The organism is Jeotgalibaca dankookensis (assembly GCF_002005405.1).
Classification (GTDB): Bacteria; Bacillota; Bacilli; order Lactobacillales; family Aerococcaceae; genus Jeotgalibaca; species Jeotgalibaca dankookensis.
Genome location: NZ_CP019728.1, coordinates 569,864 through 589,813, shown reverse-complemented (window position 1 = coordinate 589,813; position 19,950 = coordinate 569,864). Strand labels below are relative to the sequence as shown.

The 19,950-nt window shown below is 36.7% G+C and carries 19 protein-coding genes; all 19 read right to left on the bottom strand.

Features of this window, described 5'->3' with window-relative positions:
* Nucleotides 1-32 precede the first annotated feature (32 nt).
* The 19 genes from clpB to BW727_RS02795 all read right to left on the bottom strand — a co-directional run bounded on the left by clpB (nucleotide 33) and on the right by BW727_RS02795 (nucleotide 19,941).
* Complete coding sequence (gene clpB / locus BW727_RS02885) at nucleotides 33-2,630, bottom strand: ATP-dependent chaperone ClpB (RefSeq protein ID WP_062467733.1); 2,598 nt, start codon at nucleotides 2,628-2,630, stop codon at nucleotides 33-35.
* A gap of 83 nt (nucleotides 2,631-2,713) precedes the next feature.
* Nucleotides 2,714-3,052, bottom strand: a complete 339-nt coding sequence (locus BW727_RS02880) for a metal-sulfur cluster assembly factor (protein ID WP_062467732.1) — start codon at nucleotides 3,050-3,052, stop codon at nucleotides 2,714-2,716.
* Nucleotides 3,053-3,112: 60 nt separating this feature from the next.
* Entirely contained in the window at nucleotides 3,113-3,877 is a 765-nt protein-coding gene (locus tag BW727_RS02875; RefSeq protein WP_062467731.1) for a prolyl oligopeptidase family serine peptidase, read from the bottom strand.
* A 134-nt stretch (nucleotides 3,878-4,011) separates the two neighbouring features.
* Nucleotides 4,012-4,440, bottom strand: coding sequence for a hypothetical protein (locus tag BW727_RS02870; protein ID WP_062467730.1), 429 nt, complete (start codon nucleotides 4,438-4,440; stop codon nucleotides 4,012-4,014).
* 99 nt (nucleotides 4,441-4,539) lie between these two features.
* Complete coding sequence (rplS, locus tag BW727_RS02865; protein WP_062467729.1) at nucleotides 4,540-4,881, bottom strand: 50S ribosomal protein L19; 342 nt, start codon at nucleotides 4,879-4,881, stop codon at nucleotides 4,540-4,542.
* A gap of 147 nt (nucleotides 4,882-5,028) precedes the next feature.
* On the bottom strand, nucleotides 5,029-5,763 hold the full coding sequence (trmD, locus tag BW727_RS02860; RefSeq protein WP_062467728.1) for a tRNA (guanosine(37)-N1)-methyltransferase TrmD: 735 nt from the start codon (nucleotides 5,761-5,763) through the stop codon (nucleotides 5,029-5,031).
* Complete coding sequence (gene rimM, locus BW727_RS02855; protein ID WP_062467727.1) at nucleotides 5,760-6,278, bottom strand: ribosome maturation factor RimM; 519 nt, start codon at nucleotides 6,276-6,278, stop codon at nucleotides 5,760-5,762. Before rimM ends, trmD begins: the two co-directional genes overlap by 4 nt.
* Before the next feature lie 101 nt (nucleotides 6,279-6,379).
* Nucleotides 6,380-6,625, bottom strand: coding sequence for a KH domain-containing protein (locus BW727_RS02850; protein ID WP_062467726.1), 246 nt, complete (start codon nucleotides 6,623-6,625; stop codon nucleotides 6,380-6,382).
* Between the two features lie 54 nt (nucleotides 6,626-6,679).
* Nucleotides 6,680-6,952: a 30S ribosomal protein S16 gene (gene rpsP, locus BW727_RS02845; protein WP_062467725.1), complete on the bottom strand. Its 273-nt coding sequence runs from the start codon at nucleotides 6,950-6,952 to the stop codon at nucleotides 6,680-6,682.
* Between the two features lie 87 nt (nucleotides 6,953-7,039).
* The gene (gene ffh, locus BW727_RS02840; protein WP_077795714.1) at nucleotides 7,040-8,464 is read right to left on the bottom strand and encodes a signal recognition particle protein; all 1,425 of its coding nucleotides are present in this window, start codon (nucleotides 8,462-8,464) and stop codon (nucleotides 7,040-7,042) included.
* Between the two features lie 20 nt (nucleotides 8,465-8,484).
* Nucleotides 8,485-8,823 (bottom strand): putative DNA-binding protein, encoded by a 339-nt coding sequence (locus tag BW727_RS02835; RefSeq protein ID WP_062467750.1) that lies wholly within the window; start codon nucleotides 8,821-8,823, stop codon nucleotides 8,485-8,487.
* 127 nt (nucleotides 8,824-8,950) lie between these two features.
* Nucleotides 8,951-9,964 carry a signal recognition particle-docking protein FtsY gene (gene ftsY, locus BW727_RS02830; protein WP_062467723.1) on the bottom strand — a complete coding sequence of 338 codons (1,014 nt, stop codon included), beginning with the start codon at nucleotides 9,962-9,964 and terminating at the stop codon, nucleotides 8,951-8,953.
* 18 nt (nucleotides 9,965-9,982) lie between these two features.
* Entirely contained in the window at nucleotides 9,983-10,795 is an 813-nt protein-coding gene (gene yidA, locus BW727_RS02825) for a sugar-phosphatase (protein ID WP_062467722.1), read from the bottom strand.
* Nucleotides 10,792-14,358: a chromosome segregation protein SMC gene (smc, locus tag BW727_RS02820; RefSeq protein WP_062467721.1), complete on the bottom strand. Its 3,567-nt coding sequence runs from the start codon at nucleotides 14,356-14,358 to the stop codon at nucleotides 10,792-10,794. The genes yidA and smc overlap by 4 nt, the downstream gene beginning before the upstream one ends.
* Nucleotides 14,359-14,381: 23 nt before the next feature.
* On the bottom strand, nucleotides 14,382-15,080 hold the full coding sequence (gene rnc / locus BW727_RS02815) for a ribonuclease III (RefSeq protein WP_062467720.1): 699 nt from the start codon (nucleotides 15,078-15,080) through the stop codon (nucleotides 14,382-14,384).
* Between the two features lie 160 nt (nucleotides 15,081-15,240).
* Nucleotides 15,241-17,037: an oligopeptide ABC transporter substrate-binding protein gene (gene opp4A / locus BW727_RS02810; protein ID WP_062467719.1), complete on the bottom strand. Its 1,797-nt coding sequence runs from the start codon at nucleotides 17,035-17,037 to the stop codon at nucleotides 15,241-15,243.
* An 18-nt stretch (nucleotides 17,038-17,055) separates the two neighbouring features.
* Entirely contained in the window at nucleotides 17,056-18,006 is a 951-nt protein-coding gene (locus BW727_RS02805; protein WP_077795712.1) for an ABC transporter permease, read from the bottom strand.
* 28 nt (nucleotides 18,007-18,034) lie between these two features.
* Nucleotides 18,035-18,997 (bottom strand): oligopeptide ABC transporter permease, encoded by a 963-nt coding sequence (opp4B, locus tag BW727_RS02800; protein ID WP_062467718.1) that lies wholly within the window; start codon nucleotides 18,995-18,997, stop codon nucleotides 18,035-18,037.
* Nucleotides 18,998-18,999: 2 nt separating this feature from the next.
* Nucleotides 19,000-19,941 carry an ATP-binding cassette domain-containing protein gene (locus BW727_RS02795; protein ID WP_062467748.1) on the bottom strand — a complete coding sequence of 314 codons (942 nt, stop codon included), beginning with the start codon at nucleotides 19,939-19,941 and terminating at the stop codon, nucleotides 19,000-19,002.
* Nucleotides 19,942-19,950 lie beyond the last annotated feature (9 nt).

Genomic DNA, 19,950 nt, shown 5'->3' with positions numbered 1-19,950 from the left:
GTGACAATTTATCATACTATCGCGCCTTTACTTTAATGGGCAAAAACAAGATGATTATTTTCTAATTTTATTTTTACACTACTATCCTCATCGATTGTTCCTTTGATAATTTCACGTGCTAATGGGTTTTCGATATGATTGGTAATAAATCTTCGGAGTGGTCTCGCTCCATACTGGCTATCGTATGCATTATCAGCAATCCACTCAACAGCTTCAGATGTCAACTCTAACTGAATATGACGTTGAGCTAATCGTTCTTCTAACTCGGCTATATTTTTGGCCACAATCGTACGAATATCTTTTTTTGTTAAAGGAGAGAATAACACTGTGTCATCAATCCGATTTAAAAATTCTGGTTTAAAGGTTGCACGAAGCAATGCCATAACTTGCTCTTCTGCTTGGTTTGATATTTGACCTTCTTCATCCATACTCTCTAATAATAATTCTGAACCTAAATTACTAGTCATGATTAAAACAGTATTCTTAAAGTCGACTGTTCTACCTTTTGAATCCGTTAATCGGCCATCATCTAGTACTTGTAAGAGGATATTAAAGACGTCAGGATGCGCCTTTTCGATTTCATCTAATAAAATAATGGTGTAAGGACTTCTTCTGACTGCTTCAGTTAATTGTCCTCCTTCTTCATAACCGACATAACCAGGAGGTGCCCCCACCAAACGGCTTACTGAATATTTTTCCATATATTCACTCATATCGATTCGTACCATGTGGTCCTCCGAATCAAAGAGGTTTTCAGCTAAAGCCTTAGCTAATTCTGTTTTACCGACCCCTGTCGGGCCTAAAAAGAGAAAGCTGCCAATGGGTCTATTTAGTGACTGTAAGCCCGCACGCGAGCGTAAAACCGCATTCGTCACACTTTCAACCGCTTCTTCCTGCCCAACTACGCGTTTATGCAGGGTTTCGCTTAACTTCAACAATTTTTCGCGATCCCCTTCAACGAGTTTGGTAACTGGAATGCCTGTTAATCGTGCTACTACGACAGCTATTTCATTCTCTGTCACAGCCTCTTGAACTAATCTTGTAAGCGAATGATTACTCTCTTCATTTTTTTCTTCCATCGCTAATACTTCTTTTTGTAATTGCGGAATGGTACCGTGCCTTAGTACAGCAGCTTTTTCTAAATCATACTCCCCTTCGGCTTCTTCTAGTTGTCGTTTCGCTTTATCAAGTTCTTCTCGTTTTGAACGAATTTTTTCTGCTTCTTCTTTTTCAATTTCCCATTGCATTTTCAAGCGATTAGCTTCTTCACGCGTTTGGGCTAACTCTTCTTGGAGCTGCTCAAGTCGCTGTTGGCTAAGTGTATCTGACTCTTGCTTCAAAGCGGCTTCTTCGATTTCTAATTGCATGAGACGACGTGTCACTTGATCTAGTTCTGTTGGCATAGAGTTCATCTCTACTTTGATACTTGCACACGCCTCGTCTACTAAGTCAATTGCTTTATCGGGTAAAAAACGATCGGTAATATAACGGTCTGATAAGGTTGCGGCCGCTACAAGTGCATTATCATGGATGCTAACACTGTGGTGAATTTCAAACCGTTCTTTTAATCCACGTAAGATACTGATGGTATCTGCTACAGTAGGCTCCGAGACAATGACACGTTGGAAACGCCGTTCAAGTGCTTTATCTTTTTCAAAATTTTGGCGGTATTCATCCAAGGTTGTTGCACCAATACAATGTAGTTCACCTCTGGCTAACATGGGTTTTAAGAGGTTCCCTGCATCCATGCTTCCTTCTGTTTTTCCGGCACCGACAATCATATGGATCTCATCGATGAAAAGAATGATTTTACCTTCACTCTTTTTGACTTCATTTAGTACAGCCTTCAATCTTTCTTCAAACTCACCACGATATTTTGCACCGGCAATTAAAGAACCCATATCTAAAGAAAAAATCGTTTTATCTCTTAGGTTGTCTGGAACGTCTTTACGGACAATCCGCTGTGCTAATCCTTCCACTATTGCCGTTTTACCTACACCTGGTTCACCAATTAGGACGGGATTATTTTTTGTCTTACGGGATAAGATACGAATAACATCACGAATTTCTTCATCACGTCCAATGACGGGATCTTCTTGACCACTCTTCATCGCTTGAACCAAATCGATTCCATATTTTTCAAGCGCTTGATAGTTGTCTTCTTGATTTTTCGAGGTCACACGCTCTCCTCCTCTAATTGTTGTAATGTATTGTTTCATTTTTTCTTTTGTTATCCCCTGTTTTACTAAGTAAGTAGTAATCGGATGATTTTTCAAAGAAAATATAGCGAGTAGGACTACTTCTGTTGACAAATATTCATCTTGAAACAGAGTCATTTCTTGCTGCGCATTTGAGAGTAGTTGGTACAAATTTTGTCCAATAGACTGACCGTATTGAATGTTGGTCCCACTCACTTGAGAAATTTTATCTAACTGGATATCGATAAAATTTTCAAAAGCGTCTATATCTACCCCTATCTCTTGGTAGACGTTGCGCGCAAAAGATTGGGGTTGAAGAAATATTTTCCAAAGATGAGGAATTTCAATGAATTGATGTTTTCTTGTAGCCGCAACATTTTGTGCTTCGCCTATTGCATCTTGCATCGTTTGTGTCATTTTTTCTACTTCCATAAATACCTCTCCTTTTCAATAACCAAGGGTAACGATAAAATTAGAAAACTTTATCCACTTTATGTAGGCGTCATTCACACTTCTTATCTGATACCTAATGCAATACGCGCGTAGCGAGACATTCGTTCAGTCGTCCACGCTGGGTACCAAACCAACTTTGTTTTTATGTCACTGATTTCAGGGATTGTCTTTAATGCACGATTAATTTCATCTGTAATTACATCAGCCAATGGGCAACCCATAGTTGTAAGTGTTAAGTTAACTTGACAGAATCCATCATTTTCAATGATGACATCATAGATCAAACCTAAATTCACAATATCGATTCCTAATTCAGGGTCTATAACGGTCTCAAGTGCCTCAAGAGCACGATCCTTAATTGATTCTATTTCTTCATTTGTATATTCAACCGTGTTAGCCATTCAATCACCTCCTGTTTTCTCTTCTTTATTTTAACAAGGCCTTTATAGATTCACAACTTCTTACTGACTAGCTAAAAACAGTGCCATTTTTTTAAAAACTTCTAACGGTACCTTATGGCCATATCCTTCATAAAAATCGACATGAACCTGTCGTGCATAATCTTTGCCAACAAGTTCATTTGCAAAGTGTTGCATATGTGAAAAAGGTACTGTATCATCTGCCTTCCCGTGCCAAATATAAAACGGCCGACCGGCAATTTTCTCCGGAAAAGCTTGTAGCGTTAGCGGAATAAAGTCTTTCATCATCTCATCGATTGCTTCCGGACTGATAACTTGTAATTCTTCACGATCAGTCTGCCATTTTGAAGTTAACAACCAATTAGTAAAGTGCAAGGGATTGGGATTTCCCATAAGGCAGGCAGCCGAACGAATCCACGGATACTTTACCATCGCCATGCAAACCGCAATGCCTCCCATCGAAAGTCCTGTTACACTAACATCATTTTTAGCTGCAAGACCTTTAGAAACATAATAATCGACGATATCTGGTAACTCATGAACTGTTTTCCACTCAATCTCCCAAAATGCTCTCTCTTTTGATTCAGAAAAAGACTCGTCTTTTCTTTCACCATGCAAAAATGCATCTGGAATTATTACCCGCATGCCTTGTCGTGCCATTTCATAACCCGGCATCAAGCCATGTTCTTTTTGATTGGTAAATCCATGAAGAAAAAAAGCGAGTGGCAGCTTTTTATTGGTGGCATCTTTCTCAACCATTTCTATAACCGGTATATTTGAAATCTCAAATTCATTTACTATAATCACGTTGACATCGCCTTTCTGCAACTAATTGGTTCATTAACCTATTAATATAAGTTTACCATTATAGCGAGTTAAGAACCACTTTAGGCCGTTCGTTTTTTCTAAAAAAAGCCACCAATAATTGGTGGCTTTTGCGCTTATTCAACTGGTGGAATTATTTTTTCAAGTTCATCAATTACTAGTTTTGCTACTCTGGATCCAATCACTAATTGCTCATAAATAGGACGGACATCTTCAGTCGTTTTTCCCATTGCCTTCAGAAAAATTTCGCCGTCTGCTGCTAAACAAGCTCGGTAATAAAAAGTCTTTGTATTGTTCAACTCATTGAGTAACTCTAAAATTTTTGTTTTGTCATCATAATTCGTCAAATAGGCAAGTCTTTTAAAACTTATTTGGAAATCTACTATTTCTTCTCCCTCTGCAATTACCAGACCGAATGGAATTCTTCTACCTGGACGAATTTGAAAATTTCCTTGGTATAAATATTGATTATTAGGAATATCTTGTCTTTTTAGTGGTAATTTTTTCTCAGCAAATAATGTATCAATCGCTTCTAAAATTTTCAATCTTTTTACCCCCTTCGGATTTTACTAATCCAGTATATCACAGATGAATATAAACAAAAAGAGCCAGCATAAGCTGACTCTTTTAAGACGCATATTTGATTAACGACGCTCGCGAATACGAGCTGCTTTTCCGTGTAATGCACGTAAGTAGTACAGTTTTGCACGACGTACTTTACCGAAACGAACAACTTCGATTTTAGCAACACGTGGTGTGTGGATAGGGAATGTACGTTCAACGCCAACGCCATTAGAAATTTTACGAACTGTATAAGTTTCGCTAATTCCTGCGCCACGACGTTTGATTACAACGCCTTCAAATAGCTGAATACGTTCTCTTTCACCTTCTACAACACGAACGTGTACACGCACTGTGTCTCCTGGACGGAAACTAGGAATATCACTGCGTAGTTGTTCTTGAGTAATTTTGTCAATTAGATTCATATCTTTTTCTCCTTCCAACAAATATTCATATATAGTCTATAACCTATCAGCGGAATATCGTTATCTTGGAACAGTTTCCTGCCCACTCGTATGAGTTTAACATAATTAAAAATATCTGTAAAGTCTTAATTAATATTTTAGATTCTTTTAGTTTCCTACTTCAAATTCTTGTATCCATTCTTTTTGTTTTTGCGTTAAATCAAGCTTATCAAGCATATCCGGACGTCTAATCCATGTTTTACGCAAGGATTCTTTATCTTGCCATTCAGCAATTTTAGCATGATTGCCACTGAGCAACACTTCGGGTACTTCTTGTCCACGAAACTCACGGGGCCGTGTATACTGAGGATGTTCCAGCAGGCCTGTTGAAAATGAATCAGTTTGATTCGATAAGGTATTGCCTAATACTTCTGGGAGTAGTCGAACAACGCTGTCTATAATAACCATCGCACTCAATTCTCCACCCGTTAGAATAAAGTCACCAATTGAAATTTCGTCTGTAATATGTGCTTTAATACGCTCGTCGTATCCCTCATAATGGCCACATATGAATACAAGATGTTCTTCTTGAGCTAATTCCTCAGCTAAGTTTTGATTATACTTTTTACCAGCTGGATCCATTAGTATAACTCTTTTTTTAGTTTCAGGGTTTTCCTGAGCAATGTGAGTAATCGCATCCACTATTGGTTGTGCTTTTAACAACATTCCTGCTCCACCACCAAAGGGATAATCATCGACTGTTTTGTGTTTACTATCGGAAAAATCACGAAAATTAGTGGTTTCAATTTTTACAATTTCTTTTTCAGCTGCCTTACCAATAATTGAATCTGTTAAAGGACCTTCAAACATATCTGGAAAAAGGGTTAAAATATTGATTTTCATTCGTCCAGCATTCCTTCCAAAAGAGTCACTTCCACTATACCTTCGTTTAGATCAACCTTTTGAACGACATCTTTGATATAAGGCAATAATAAATCTTTTTTGCCTTTTCTCTGAACAACCCAAACATCATTTGAACCTAATGGTAAAATTTCTTTTACCTCACCTAATATCTCATCTTCTTTTGTTTTAACAGTTAAGCCGATAATTTCATGATAGTAATATTCATCTCCTGGTAATTCATGAAGATCATCAGTAGAGACTTTCAATATCCCACCTTTATATATTTCAACAGCTTCAATGGAATTTTTACTTTCAAATGTCAAAAGGTCGAAGTTCTTATGTTTACGGTGACTCTTAACAGTTAAGGTGATTGGATCTTTTCCATCCTGAAATAGAAGTAATTCCGACCCTTTTTTATAGCGTTTTTCAGCAAAATCCGTTACAGAAACGACTCGAACCTCACCTTTTAAACCTTGTGTGTTAACAATACTTCCTACTTCTAAGTATTCTTCCATTTATCCACCTCTTCGAAATTAATTTGAAAAAAAAAAGGGACAGATCAATAAAAATTGAATGTCCTCTTTTTATATTTGTGTATGCGTCGTTTAAACTTTTCTTAGTTTCCACCGTCAATAACTAAGCGGACACGTTTCGATTGTTTTGTACGGACACTGTACACGATTGTTCGAATTGCTTTAGCAATCCGACCTTGTTTACCAATGACACGGCCAACATCATCAGGGTTAACGTTTAAATGATACTCGAGGAACTCTTTTGTTTCTTTAATATCAATCGAAACCTCATCTTGATGCTCTACGAGTGGTTTGACCATGGTTAGAATCAATTCTTCAATATCAGGCATGTAATCCACCATCCTTTTGGTAATTTCAATGCTACTGAATACTCAACTCATTCATTATTTAGCTAATTTAGAGTCGTGGAATTTTTTCATAATGCCTTCTTTGGATAGCAAGTTTCTTACTGTATCAGAAGGTTGCGCACCATTAGCTAACCATTTTAATACAAGTTCTTCATCAAATTTCACTTCAGCTGGTTCTACAACTGGGTTGTATGAACCAATTTTTTCGATGTAGCGACCATCACGCGGAGCGCGAGAATCAGCAACAACTACACGGTAAAAAGGATTTCTTTTTGATCCCATACGTTTTAAACGAATTTTAACTGACATTCTTAAATACACCTCCAATTTCTAAATCTCACAAATGATATGATACCAGTTAATAAGGAGCTTGTAAAGTGTTTTTTCTTTACAGGCCTATTTTTTTTTCTTTTTCTTCTTTTTCTTCTTTTTACCCATTTTACGAGCCATTTTTTTCATCGCTAACTGGTTAAGCTTACCCTTTGGTCCGTTACCCATTAGGCCTTCCATGCCGCTGAAATTACCTTTTGACATGCTATTCATCATTTTACGTGACTCATTAAATTGTTTAATCATCCGATTAACTTCTGCTAAATTTCGCCCTGAACCTTTGGAAATTCTGCGACGTCTGCTTTGCGATAGCATATCCGGATTTTCTCTTTCTTCATTGGTCATGGATTGAACGATGGCTTTCATATGAACCATATCTTGAGGATCAATTTTTACTTGATCCATCCCTGGCATTTGGTTCATACCCGGAATCATTTTTAGTAGGTCTTCTAAGGGACCCATATTAGCTACTTGGTCCATTTGATCTATAAAATCATTAAAATTAAAGGTGTTTTCGCGAATTTTGTCCGCCATTTCTTTGGCTTTATCTTCGTCATAGTCCTGTTGCGCACGTTCAATTAAAGTAAGCATATCGCCCATCCCTAAAATACGTGACGCCATTCTATCCGGATAGAATGGTTCAATATCATCTAATTTTTCGCCCTGACCTGTAAACTTAATCGGCTTACCAGTAATCGAACGAATAGAAAGAGCAGAACCACCACGTGTATCACCGTCTAGTTTTGTTAAGACAACGCCAGTAATATCTAATTGTTCATTAAAGGCTTTAGCAACATTGACGGCATCTTGTCCGGTCATTGCATCCACTGTAAAAAGAATTTCATCTGGTTGAATAGCTGTTTTAATATTTTTTAACTCTGTCATTAGAACATCATCGACGTGTAAGCGTCCCGCTGTATCAATAATAACCAAATCACGGCCAGTCAAACGTGCTTCTTCAACTGCTTCGCGAGCAATGTCTACTGGATTTGCCTCGGTTCCCTTTGAATAAACTGGAAAATCTAGTTGTTGACCAATAGTCTGCAACTGGTCAATCGCTGCTGGACGGTAAACATCGGCTGCTGCTAGCAAAGGTCTTTTATTTTCACGTTTCTTCATATAGTTTGCTATTTTACCAGCAGTCGTAGTTTTCCCGGCCCCTTGTAAACCAACCATCATTACAACTGTAGGCGGCTTTTTAGCGAAAACAAATGGTTCTTGTTCGCCACCCATTAATTCGGTCAATTCTTCGTTAACAATCTTAACAACTTGTTGGGCAGGTGAAAGGGATTCTAGTATATCTGACCCTAACGCGCGCTCGTTTACTTTTCGAACAAAGTCTTTTACTACCTTAAAATTAACATCAGCTTCAAGTAAAGCAAGGCGTACTTCACGCATCATTTCTTTTAAATCTGCTTCGGTAATTTTACCTTTCTTACCGATTTTGGTCATCGCTCCTTGGAGACGATCTGATAAATCTTCAAATGCCATATTCATTCACATCCTTTTAATTACTCATCGATTGATTCCAGTTGATAAATAAGATGATTTAATTCTGTATCATCTACGTATTTCTCATTTGCATGTTCCTTGAGCTGCTCTAGTAAGTCCTGACGTAAGGTGAAATTTTCCACTAAATGGAGTTTTTCTTCGTAGGCCGTTAGAAGCTTTTCAGTTCGTTTAATATTATCGTAAATAGCCTGGCGACTCACTTCGAATTCATCAGCAATTTCTCCTAATGAATAATCATCGCCGTAGTAAAGTGCGAGGTACCCTCTTTGTTTGGATGTTAGTAGAATACCGTAAAAATCGAATAAGGTATTCATGTAATTAGTTTTTGAAATTGCCACCATTATTCTTTCATCCCACTTTCTTTGTCAAGGTAACGACTTTACATTACTTTCTAGAATACCGACTCTCTATCTAAATGTCAATGTGAATTATAGGTAAAACGTTCAATAAAGGCATCAACCATTTTTAATTTTTCTCAACTAAACCTTTTACTAAGCCATAAATATATTGTTCAGGATCAAAGGTCTGCAAATCGTTTAACCCTTCTCCTAGTCCTACAAATTTAACAGGTATTTCCATTTCTTGGCGAATAGCCAAGATAACGCCACCCTTAGCAGTTCCATCTAACTTGGTTAAAATTAATCCTGTTACATTGGTGGTTTCTTTAAATTGTTTAGCTTGAATTAAAGCGTTTTGTCCTGTTGTTGCATCTAAGACTAAAAGCGTTTCAGAAGCGCCACCTGGAATTTCACGTTCGATAATACGATTTATTTTTTCTAGCTCTTTCATTAAGTTGACTTTGTTTTGCAAACGACCGGCTGTATCTATTAATAAGTAGTCATAATGATCAGCTTTACCTTTTTTCAGAGCATCAAAGACTAAAGCTGCAGGGTCTGATTTTGCAGCGTTCGTCACAACATCTACGCCCACACGCTCAGCCCACACCTCTAACTGCTCAATCGCACCTGCTCGGAAGGTATCCCCGGCAGCTAGTAAAACTTTTTTCCCTTCATTTTTAAGCTTATAGGCGTATTTTCCGATAGTCGTTGTTTTCCCGACACCGTTAACTCCTACAAATAAGATCACCGTTAAGCCATTAGGATTTTCATTGATAACGGGTAAATCAATTTCACCCTTTTCATAAATTTCAACCATTTTTTCAATAATAATATTTTTTACTTCTTCACCGGTTCGTCCTGGACGCACACGCATCTCTTCGCGTAAAACATCTGAAATGGCAATAGTCATGTCAAAACCGACGTCTGCTGAGATCAACACCTCTTCTAAATCATCAAAGAAGTCTTCATCGATTTCGCGAAAGCCAGCAAATAGTTCATTAATTTTTTCTGAAAAACTTTTTCGTGTTTTCTCCATACCTTTATCAAACTTATCAATTACGATGCGTTTCTCTTCGCTAACTGGTTCTTGTGTAACGTCTTCGCCGGTAAATGCTCGTTTTATGCGATCAAATAAACCCATTTTCTTCACTCCCTTTATCTATTCGTTTACATAGTGTTGAATCGCGTATGCAACGCCATCCTCATCATTGCTTTTCGTAATAAATGTAGCAGCTTTTTTAACTTGTTCACTTGCATTAGCCATCGCAACAGCTACACCCGCATACTCTAACATAGCTAAATCATTTTCTTCGTCCCCGCAGACCATTACTTGGTCAGATGTAATATTGAGTAAGTTACAAAGTTGTGCAATACCGGAACCTTTATTCACTTCTGGATGCATAATTTCAAATAGAAGCGGACGAGATTTCATTGTTGAAAAACGTTGGTAAAAATCTGCTGGTATTTTAGAAATTGTTTGATCTAAAAATTTGGCTTCTGTACAAAAGACAACCTTATTGAATCGCTGATTTTCTTTAAACGAATCAATATCACATTTTATAAAGGGCAAACTGGCGCTCTGTAAGGAGGGGTATAAAGAAGGGCGATCAACGGGATACGCTGGTTCGTAAACATAATTCAAATCTAATATATTCATTGGTACTTCCAATTTTTGACTCAGAGTATAAATGGCTTGAATATCTTCGTAAGACAAAGTTTTTTGGGATAAGACTTCCGAATTATGATTTCTTTGTACTAACCCACCATTATAAGTAATTGAAAAATCTTCCGCATCTAATAACTGTAGCTCATCAACATATTGTTTAATCCCCATCAAGGGTCTTCCTGTACATAACACCACTTTAACACCTTTTTTTATTGCTGAATGGATGGCAGCTTTATTTGCTTTACTTATTTTTTTTTGAGAATTTAATAACGTCCCATCTAAATCAAGTGCGATTAATTTAATCATTTTATTTCTTCCTCCTGATTTTCTGCAAATTTAACAGACGCTAAACGAGAAACTCCTGAGTCTTGCATCGTAACCCCATATAGAACATCAGCTTCTTCCATTGTTCCTTTACGATGGGTGATAACGATAAATTGTGTCTGGTTTTCAAAAGAAGCGAGGTACTTACCAAATCGCGTAACATTTGTTTCATCTAATGCCGCTTCTACTTCGTCTAAAACACAAAAAGGAACCGGTGAAACTTCAATAATAGCAAACAGTAGGGCAATAGCCGTAAAGGCTTTTTCACCACCTGAAAGTAGACTGAGTTGTTCTAATTTTTTCCCAGGTGGTTGAGCAATAATATCTATTCCGGTTTCTAAAATATTATCTTGCTCTGACATAACAATGGTAGCTTTACCTCCACCAAACAATTTAGGAAAAGTTTTCTCAAATTGTTTCTTGATGGCATTAAAAGTAATTAGAAAACGTTTTGAAACTTCTGCATCCATTTCCTCCATGGTTCCTAGCAAGGACCGTCTTGCTTCCATTAAATCTGCTTGCTGTTGACTTAGGAAAGTGAATCGCTCTGAGATACGTTCATATTCTCCAATTGCCGCGATATTAACAGGTCCAAGATTTACAATTTCTTGTTTTAACTGTGAAACAATTTGTTTGGCCTCTTCAACCGATAGGGTTAACTTAAACTTGGCAATCGCTGCTTCATAACTTAATCCATAGGTTTCACTTAACCGATTCAAATGATGATCAATCGATGACTCTTGTCGGCCCGATTCACTTTTTAATTTCGATAGTTTTTCAAGTGTATCCTGGATACTTATCGTCAATTTTCTTAATTGATTATTTTTAGTTTCTGTTTCTTCTTCCAAACTATGTTTCTTTTCACGGATATCACTTAGCTCTTGATTTAATTGTTCTTTCTGGCTAGCACTTATTTTTAGTGCTTCTAGTAATTTTGAAGTCAGCTGGCGATTAGTTGTTTCTTCTAAATTATTAGACTCAAGCATTTTTTGGAGTCTTTGGATTACTTGGGTTTCTTTTTCGATCCAGTCACGATTAGCTCTAACAGTATTCTTCAGCTGTTTTAACTGTTCTTTCAAAACTGCAAACTGCTGTTGATTGATGCTTAAATCAGTTTGAATCGACTCAAGTAAGGTTTGTCTTTCTTCTTCACTTAAACTTAGTTTAGCCATATCTTTTTTTATAACTTCTAATTCTGTTACTAAAGATTCTTTCTTACCCAGTTCTTTGGCTAACATATCATTAAATTCAAGTAGATTTTTTTGGTATTCTTCTTTATCAAAAAGATAAACAGCTTGCTTATCTTCAAATTCTAAAATACGCTTTTTGTTATTTTCTAAATCTTCTTGATTTTTATCAATTTCAAATTGTAATTGGCGAATTTCTTCTTGTAAACCATCTTTTTGTTCAAGTGTTTCCCTATCATTCGCTAATAATGCTTGTTTTTTTGCTTTCATATCTTCATACAGATGGGTATTTTCTTCTATAGACTTAGTTAGTTTTATAATTGTATTTTTGCGGTTAAAAACTGAATTTCCCTGTTGGTTTTTTGAGGCACCACCGGTCATTGATCCACCCGCATGAATCACATCGCCTTCTAGAGATACAACGCGATAACGATTATTTAAAAATTTGGAAAGTACTAATCCTGTTTTTAAGTCTTGAGAAATAATTGTTGTTCCTAATAAATTAGTAGCAACATTAGAGTAGATATCATCATATTCTATAAGTTCAGAAGCAAGGCCCATAAATCCTTCTTGCTTGTTTAATTTTTCTTTTAAGTTATTAGGAATTTGTTTCCCTTGAATAACGCTTAATGGTAAAAATGTAGCACGCCCTAGGCGATTCGTTTTTAGCATTTGGATTGCTTTGGCAGCTGTTTGAGGATGATTAACCACAATGCTTTGAATCGCTCCTCCTAAAGCCGTATCGATTGCGAGCGTATAGGTTTCTGATACTTGGAAGAGTTCGCCAATAGGACCGTATATACCCGGAAGATGTTTTTTACGTTTTAAAACTTCCTTAACTCCTTGATAATAACTAGCGTAAGAATCCGTTAATTCTTGTTGACTCTCACGGCGTGCTTCAGCTTGGTGAATGGTACGCAAAACATCGGTAATGTTTTTATCATATGCTACGCGCTCTCTTTCTGCTTGGGCTAAGGACAGAACAATAGCATTTAATTCTTCCTGTTTCTCTTTAAGCGCTACCGTTTTTTTTATGCGTTCATCTTGGTATTGACGCATTTCTTCTTTACTATTTGCAATTGAATCTCGTAAATCTGATAATTTACTTACAACTGAAGATAATTTTTCAGAAATGATTTCTTTTTCTCGCTCAAGCTGTTGAATCGTATTTTTATTTACTGATTGTTCTTGAAGCTTATCGATATAGTGGTCTCTAACTTCCTGTAAGCTAAAATTATTATCATCTAATAGCTGTGTTTTTTGTTTTTCTAAATCATTTATAACCGCTTGTAGTTGCTCATAATTCGTCTGTTTTTCATTTATCTGCTTTTTAAAAGCAATCATTTTATCTGTTTCTTTTTTTATGTTCGCTTGTTTTTCTGCTAATAAGTACTCTTGTTCTTCTTGGTTTTTTTCAGAAAAAGCTGTTTTTTGCATCAACACGTTTTTCTGACCTTCTAATTGTTCGATTTTTTGAATCGTATCAATATAATTTGTTTGTAGCGTCTGTAACTTTTGTTCATACAGTGACAACTGATGCTTCAGCAAAGCTAAATCATCTTGTAATTCTGTTTGTTCTTTCTCTTCTTGAATAACTTTCTTTTGAAAAACATCTATTTGCGCCTTACTTTTTTGCCATTCCTGATTCAATACATTAATTTCACTTGCCAACAAGGCGACTTCTATCTCGCTAAGCTGACTGCTTTTTTCTTGGTAAATTTTAGCAATCTTTTGTTGCGTTTCGAGCGGATCCATTTGATCCTTTATTTCGTGCAGAATATCTTCTACTCGATTCAAATGTTCGCGTGTTTCATTTAACTTACGCTCAGCCCCAAGTTTGCGTGTTTTATATTTCGCTACTCCCGCCGCTTCTTCAAATATAAACCGGCGTTCTTCGGGTTTACTTTGAAATATTTTTTCGACTTTACCTTGGGAAATAAGTGAAAAAGAATCTTTCCCTATACCAGAATCCATTAAAAGGTCTGTTAGATCTTTTAAACGACAGGGCTTTCTATTAATGAAACATTCCGTTTCTCCATTTCGATTAATTCGTCTCGTTAAACTCACTTCAGTAAAATCAATCGGTAACGTTCGATCTTCATTATTTAATACGAGTGTTACTTCTGCGATATTAACTGGTTTCCTAGAATCAGAACCTGAAAAAACTATATCGTTCATTTTCATACCACGTAAATTTTTGGCAGATTGCTCCCCCAGTACCCAACGAATGGCTTCAGAAAGATTGCTCTTCCCACTCCCGTTTGGGCCGACAATCGCAGTTACACCTTTATCGAATTCAATAACGGTTTTATCTGCAAATGATTTGAATCCAATCATTTCAACTCTTTCAAGATGCAAAAAAACCATCCTTCCTAGAAAACCTATTTTCCTTGACTGACTAGCGCTTTTAAGGCTTGTTGCGCAGCAGCCTGTTCAGCACTCTTTTTACTTGTACCAGTACCAATACCTAAATGTTGACCTTTTACCTTTACCGCCACTTCAAAAAACTTCGCATGCGAAGGTCCTTCATCTTTTAGTATGATGTACTGAATTAAAATATCACCATTTTTCTGTAATTCTTCCTGAAGCAATGTTTTATAATCCATCGCATGTGAAAAAGCATCCTCTTTAATAGAATCCAATACTGTTAATTGAATAAAGTTCTTGGCAGCATCCATCCCTTGGTCTAAGAATAAAGCACCTATAAAAGCTTCAAATAAATCTGCTAGTAAGGCGGGTCGTTTACGACCGTTCATTGTTTCTTCTCCTCTTCCAAGTAAAACATGTTTGTTAAAACCTGACGTTTTTGAATAATTAGCCAAGCTTGGTTCGCATACAATTTTGGCACGCAAACGCGTTAACTGACCTTCACTCCATTGTGGATAATAGTGAAATAAAAACTCAGAAACGGATATTTCTAAAACAGCATCACCTAAAAACTCTAAACGTTCATTATGTTTTAGTTTCAACTGACGATGCTCATTCACATATGATGAATGGGTAAAGGCTTCTTTTAACAATTCTTGATTGTTAAAAACAACCCCATACTTTTCTTTCAACATCTCACTTAAGTCTTTCATCTTATTTCCTCCTTTCAAAATATATTATGGTTATCCTTTTATATTATACGCTAAAATCAGACATTTTTCATTAAATAGAAATAATTGTGTATCCTTAAGTAATCGTAACAATAAAAAGAGCTGAGATTGCTCTCAGCTCTTAAGACTTTCATTAATCGAATTAATATGGTGAATCAGCAGTTAATTCAATTGCTTCATAACCCTCTAATCTATCATAATCAATTCCATAATTCTTAACACGGTTGTTAACTGCAAATAACTCAGATCTCCAAAGTGTTGGAATTACAGGTGCATTTTCATACATATGTTCTTGCCAATCATGGAAAACTTGGAATTTTAATTCTGGATCAAAAGCATCTTTAGAATTAATTTTGCTTAGAAGTTCGCTGTTTTCTTCATCAACGTAACGGATGTAGTTGAAGCTTGCTGTCTCACCGTAAAGTCCAGTTGGGTTTGGATCGGTTCCTGTACCCCAAGCGGCTTGGAAAACATCAATTTCATCGTCATCTGATTCAAGCATATCGTAGAACGCTTGGAATTCAATCAAACGACCTGTTGACAATTCAACATTCAGTCCAACTTCATTCCATTCTTGCATGTAGTATTGGGCGATTGGCTCAGCTGTAGCACCACCCGACATTGAAGCAAACTTAATAACTAGCTCTTCACCTTCTGGGTTCTCACGGAATCCGTCACCATCAACATCTTCATAGCCTGCATCATCAAGAAGTTGGTTTGCCATGTCATGGTCATAGTAGTATCCTTCAATATCAGTATTTACATAATCACCGAATACTGGTGGAATCATACCCTTAGCATTTTCACGAAGACCTTGGTAAAACTCAGATGCAATTGCGTTGTTATCAATAGCATATGCCATTGCTTTACGTAAATTGACATCTGCCATTTTCTTATCTGGATCAGAAACGTTCTTTCCAGCTTCTTTATCAAAGTGACCTAATTTAAAGCCGATATAGGTATAAGCTAATTCTGGACGTCCTAAGAGAGTAATATTCTCCATGTCTTTATAGGTATCAAATTGGTCAGTAGGCATTTTAGCAATATCATAGTTCCCATTTTGCATTTCAGATACGATTGTTTCTGGTGATACTACTTCAAGAACAACGCCATCTACATTTGGAGCACCTTTCCAGTAGTATTCATTTGCTTCAAATTCAACAGACTCACCCGGGTTAATTGATTTAACTCGGAATGGTCCAGCTCCAACTGGGTTTTTACGAATTTCTGGAGAAGCTATCATATCTTCTATAGCAACATCACCAAGTTGGTGTTTTGGCATTGGATAACCCCAAATACCACCACCTGCTTGAAGAATTGACGGATTAACTTCAATATATTCGATTGTAATATTTTGATCATCTTCTATGGTAATTCCCGAAATAGTGTCAGCACTACCACTGTTATATTCTTCCATCCCTACAATATTGGCAAAGTCAGCCCCATATCGAACACCTGGGTAGTCTGGGTGGCCAATTACTTCATAAGAGAATAAAACATCTTCGGTTGTCAAGTCTTCACCATCAGACCATTTCAAATCATCTTTTAAGGTAATCGCAATTGTTCTAGCTTCTTCATCAAATTCATATGTTGCCATACCATCTTGTGAATACATGAAGTTTTCATCTATAGAGAATAACTCTTGATGAGTAAACCCCATTAATTCAGCATCGTAGGCATCTTCATAGAATTCTGGACTGAAAATCCCTTGGAATGGAGAACTAGCTACCATAGCATAGCGTAACGTTCCACCTTCAATTGCTTCTTCATCATTTGTCATGACTGTTTCGAACTCAACTAGTCCACTGCTTTCAGCAGTAGAGTCTGACGCCATTCCTGTATCTGTGGAACCAGCAGTTTCGTCAGTCCCACCTGAACAAGCTGCTAAAACGAGTGTAAATGCTGCTAATGAAACTAAACCAATCTTTTTCTTAAACATATCTTTTCCTCCCTTTTCTTATCCTAATCTTTGTTTTGAGTCTGCCGAGCGCTGCAACGCTTGACCGACATAGTTTATGCTTAACATCAATACTAGAATTAATATTGACGCTGGCAACCAAACCCACGTTTTATTTTCTATGACATCTGGGGATGTCGCAAACCCAATGAGTGTTCCTAAACTCGGTACAGAAGGGGGTAAGCCGAACCCTAAAAAACTTAATCCGGTTTCTATCCCAATGTTCCCTGCAAAGTTTAATGTTGAATTAACAATAATCAATGAACTAAGGTTAGGCATCACTTCTCGAAACATAATTTTAAAATCACTTGTACCTAATGTTTTAGAAGCATTTACATAGTCGCGTTCTGCTTCAGATAATGTTCTACTTCGGAATATCCGCGCTTTACCTACCCAACTAAACGCACTCATGATCAGTACAAAAGATACAATATTATAATCTTTTATCATTGAAACAAAAACAATTATAATCATATTAGTAGGTAAGACCATTATGAAGTCAACAATTCTCATCAAAATATTATCGATAATTCCTCCATAGTAACCAGAAATAATTCCTAATCCTATTCCAATAATACCTGTCAAAATTGTTACACTAAACCCTATAATAATAGAATTTCGTGCGCCGATAAAGAGTTGTCCTAAAACATCTCGTCCTCCTTCATCAGCTCCTAGTAGATATTCAGCTCCTGGCGCTTCATAGCGGTTCAAGATGCTAACTTTCATTACTTCACTTTGATCAAACAAGACAAACGATCCTATAAAAATCACTAGCAACATTGTAATTAATAAACCCAATGAAAACATAGCGAGTTTATCTTTTTTAAATTCACGCGCAATAACGGCAAATCCAACAACCGTTCCTTGTTCATCAGCATTTTCTACTAAGGAATCAAGCTCTGTTTCATTTCTTTCTATCTCAGCTAATTTTTTTTCTTCTTCAGATTGCATCTCATAACCTCCTTTTCCTTATTCATTATTATTCAATACGGATTCTAGGGTCAACAATACTCATAATAATATCAGATAATAGAGTACCAAATAACGCTGTTAATCCGAATAATAGAATCAATGCAGTAATAACACTATAGTCTCGGGCTAGTAGCGAATCAATGAACAGACGTCCCATACCAGGGAAAGAGAAAACACGTTCAATAAAAATCGATCCGCCAATTAAACCGGTAATGTCATACCCAAGGAAGGATGCAATAGGTAAAATTGAGTTACGGAAAATATGTTTGTTGTAGACAACTTTTTCAGGAACACCTTTTGCTCGAGCAGTTTTAACATAGTCTTCTTGCTTAGCATCGATAACTCCTGTTCTTAAATACTGAATGATAACCGTAGTGGCTAACAGAGCGTAAGATAAAGCTGGTAAAATCAAGTGATAGAAACGACTCCAAATATAGGCCAACGACCCCTCGGCTAAGCCGGTTTGAACCGTTCCTCTTGTTGGGAACCAACCAAGGACAAAACCAAAGATCCAAATTAATAGCAAGGCGAAAACAAAGACTGGAATTGCAAAGCTAATGTAGTTATAAAAACTAATCGCTTTGTCGCCTAAAGAGCCATTGTGACGCCCTGCATACATACCTAATGGTAAAGCAATTAAGTATGTAAAGATGAGAGATACAATTGATAACCAAATTGTATTACCGACACGTTGCCCAATTAGTTCGGCTACTGGAACTTTATACGTATAGCTTTTTCCAAAGTCCCCTTGTAATGCATTAGTAATCCAATCCCAATACTGAATGTACCAAGGATTATTCAACCCTGCAGCTTCTCTTAATTTTTCAATTGTTTGAGGGTCCATATCTGGTGTGATTAAACCAGTAAAAGGATCCCCTGGCATGATTTGTGCCATTAAAAAAACCAATAAACTTAAAATTAAAATTTGTGGAATCATCACTAAAACACGTCGTAAAATTGTTTTCCACATAATTAAGCGCCTCCCTTAATGAAGCTGGGACGAATGGCAACCTTATGTGTATCTGACAACGCAGTTAGATCGTATACACGGCCATCTTCATCGTAGAACTTCTCTTTATTTCTTTCATATTCTTGCTCCACAGCAATACGTTCAGCTTTGTGAGCTTCTCTATTAACTGGATCCATTGCTGGAATAGCAGAAAGTAGTCGTTTTGTATAAATATGTTCAGGATTCGTATAAATATCTTTTTTATTCCCAAATTCAACAAATCGTCCGCGATACATGATAGCTAAATCTTCACACATATGTTTTACAACACCTAAGTCATGTGAAATAAACAAATAAGAAACATTATATTCTTCTTGAATTCGTTTCATAAAGTTTAAAACTTGGGCTTGTACCGAAAGGTCTAAAGCTGACGTTGGTTCGTCTGCGATAATTAGCTTTGGATTTGTTGCAACCGCTCTAGCAACTCCAATACGCTGTCTTTGCCCTCCTGAAAACTCGTGTGAGTACTTGTAGAGCGCGTCTTCAGGTAAGCCTACAATGTCTAATAACTCGATTACACGACGCTTTGTTTCATCAGGCGATAGTCGTTCAAAATTGTCTAAGGGTTCAGATATAATATCTAAAACACGTTTACGCGGGTTTAAACTAGAAATAGAGTCTTGGAAAATCATTTGAACATTACGGTTATAAGAGGAAGTACGTTTCCGAGCTTTATTAGTAACGTCTTGTCCTTCAAAATAAACTTTTCCAGAAGTGATTCGTTCAAGACCGATAATAGCTTTTCCTATTGTTGATTTACCAGAACCAGATTCTCCAACTAGACCATACGTTTTACCTTCTTCAATTTCTAAATCCACACCATCAACGGCATATACATGGTCAGTGACACGGTTCCAAAAGCCACTTCGAATTGGATAATGAACTTTTAAATCTTTAATTTGCATAAAACTCAA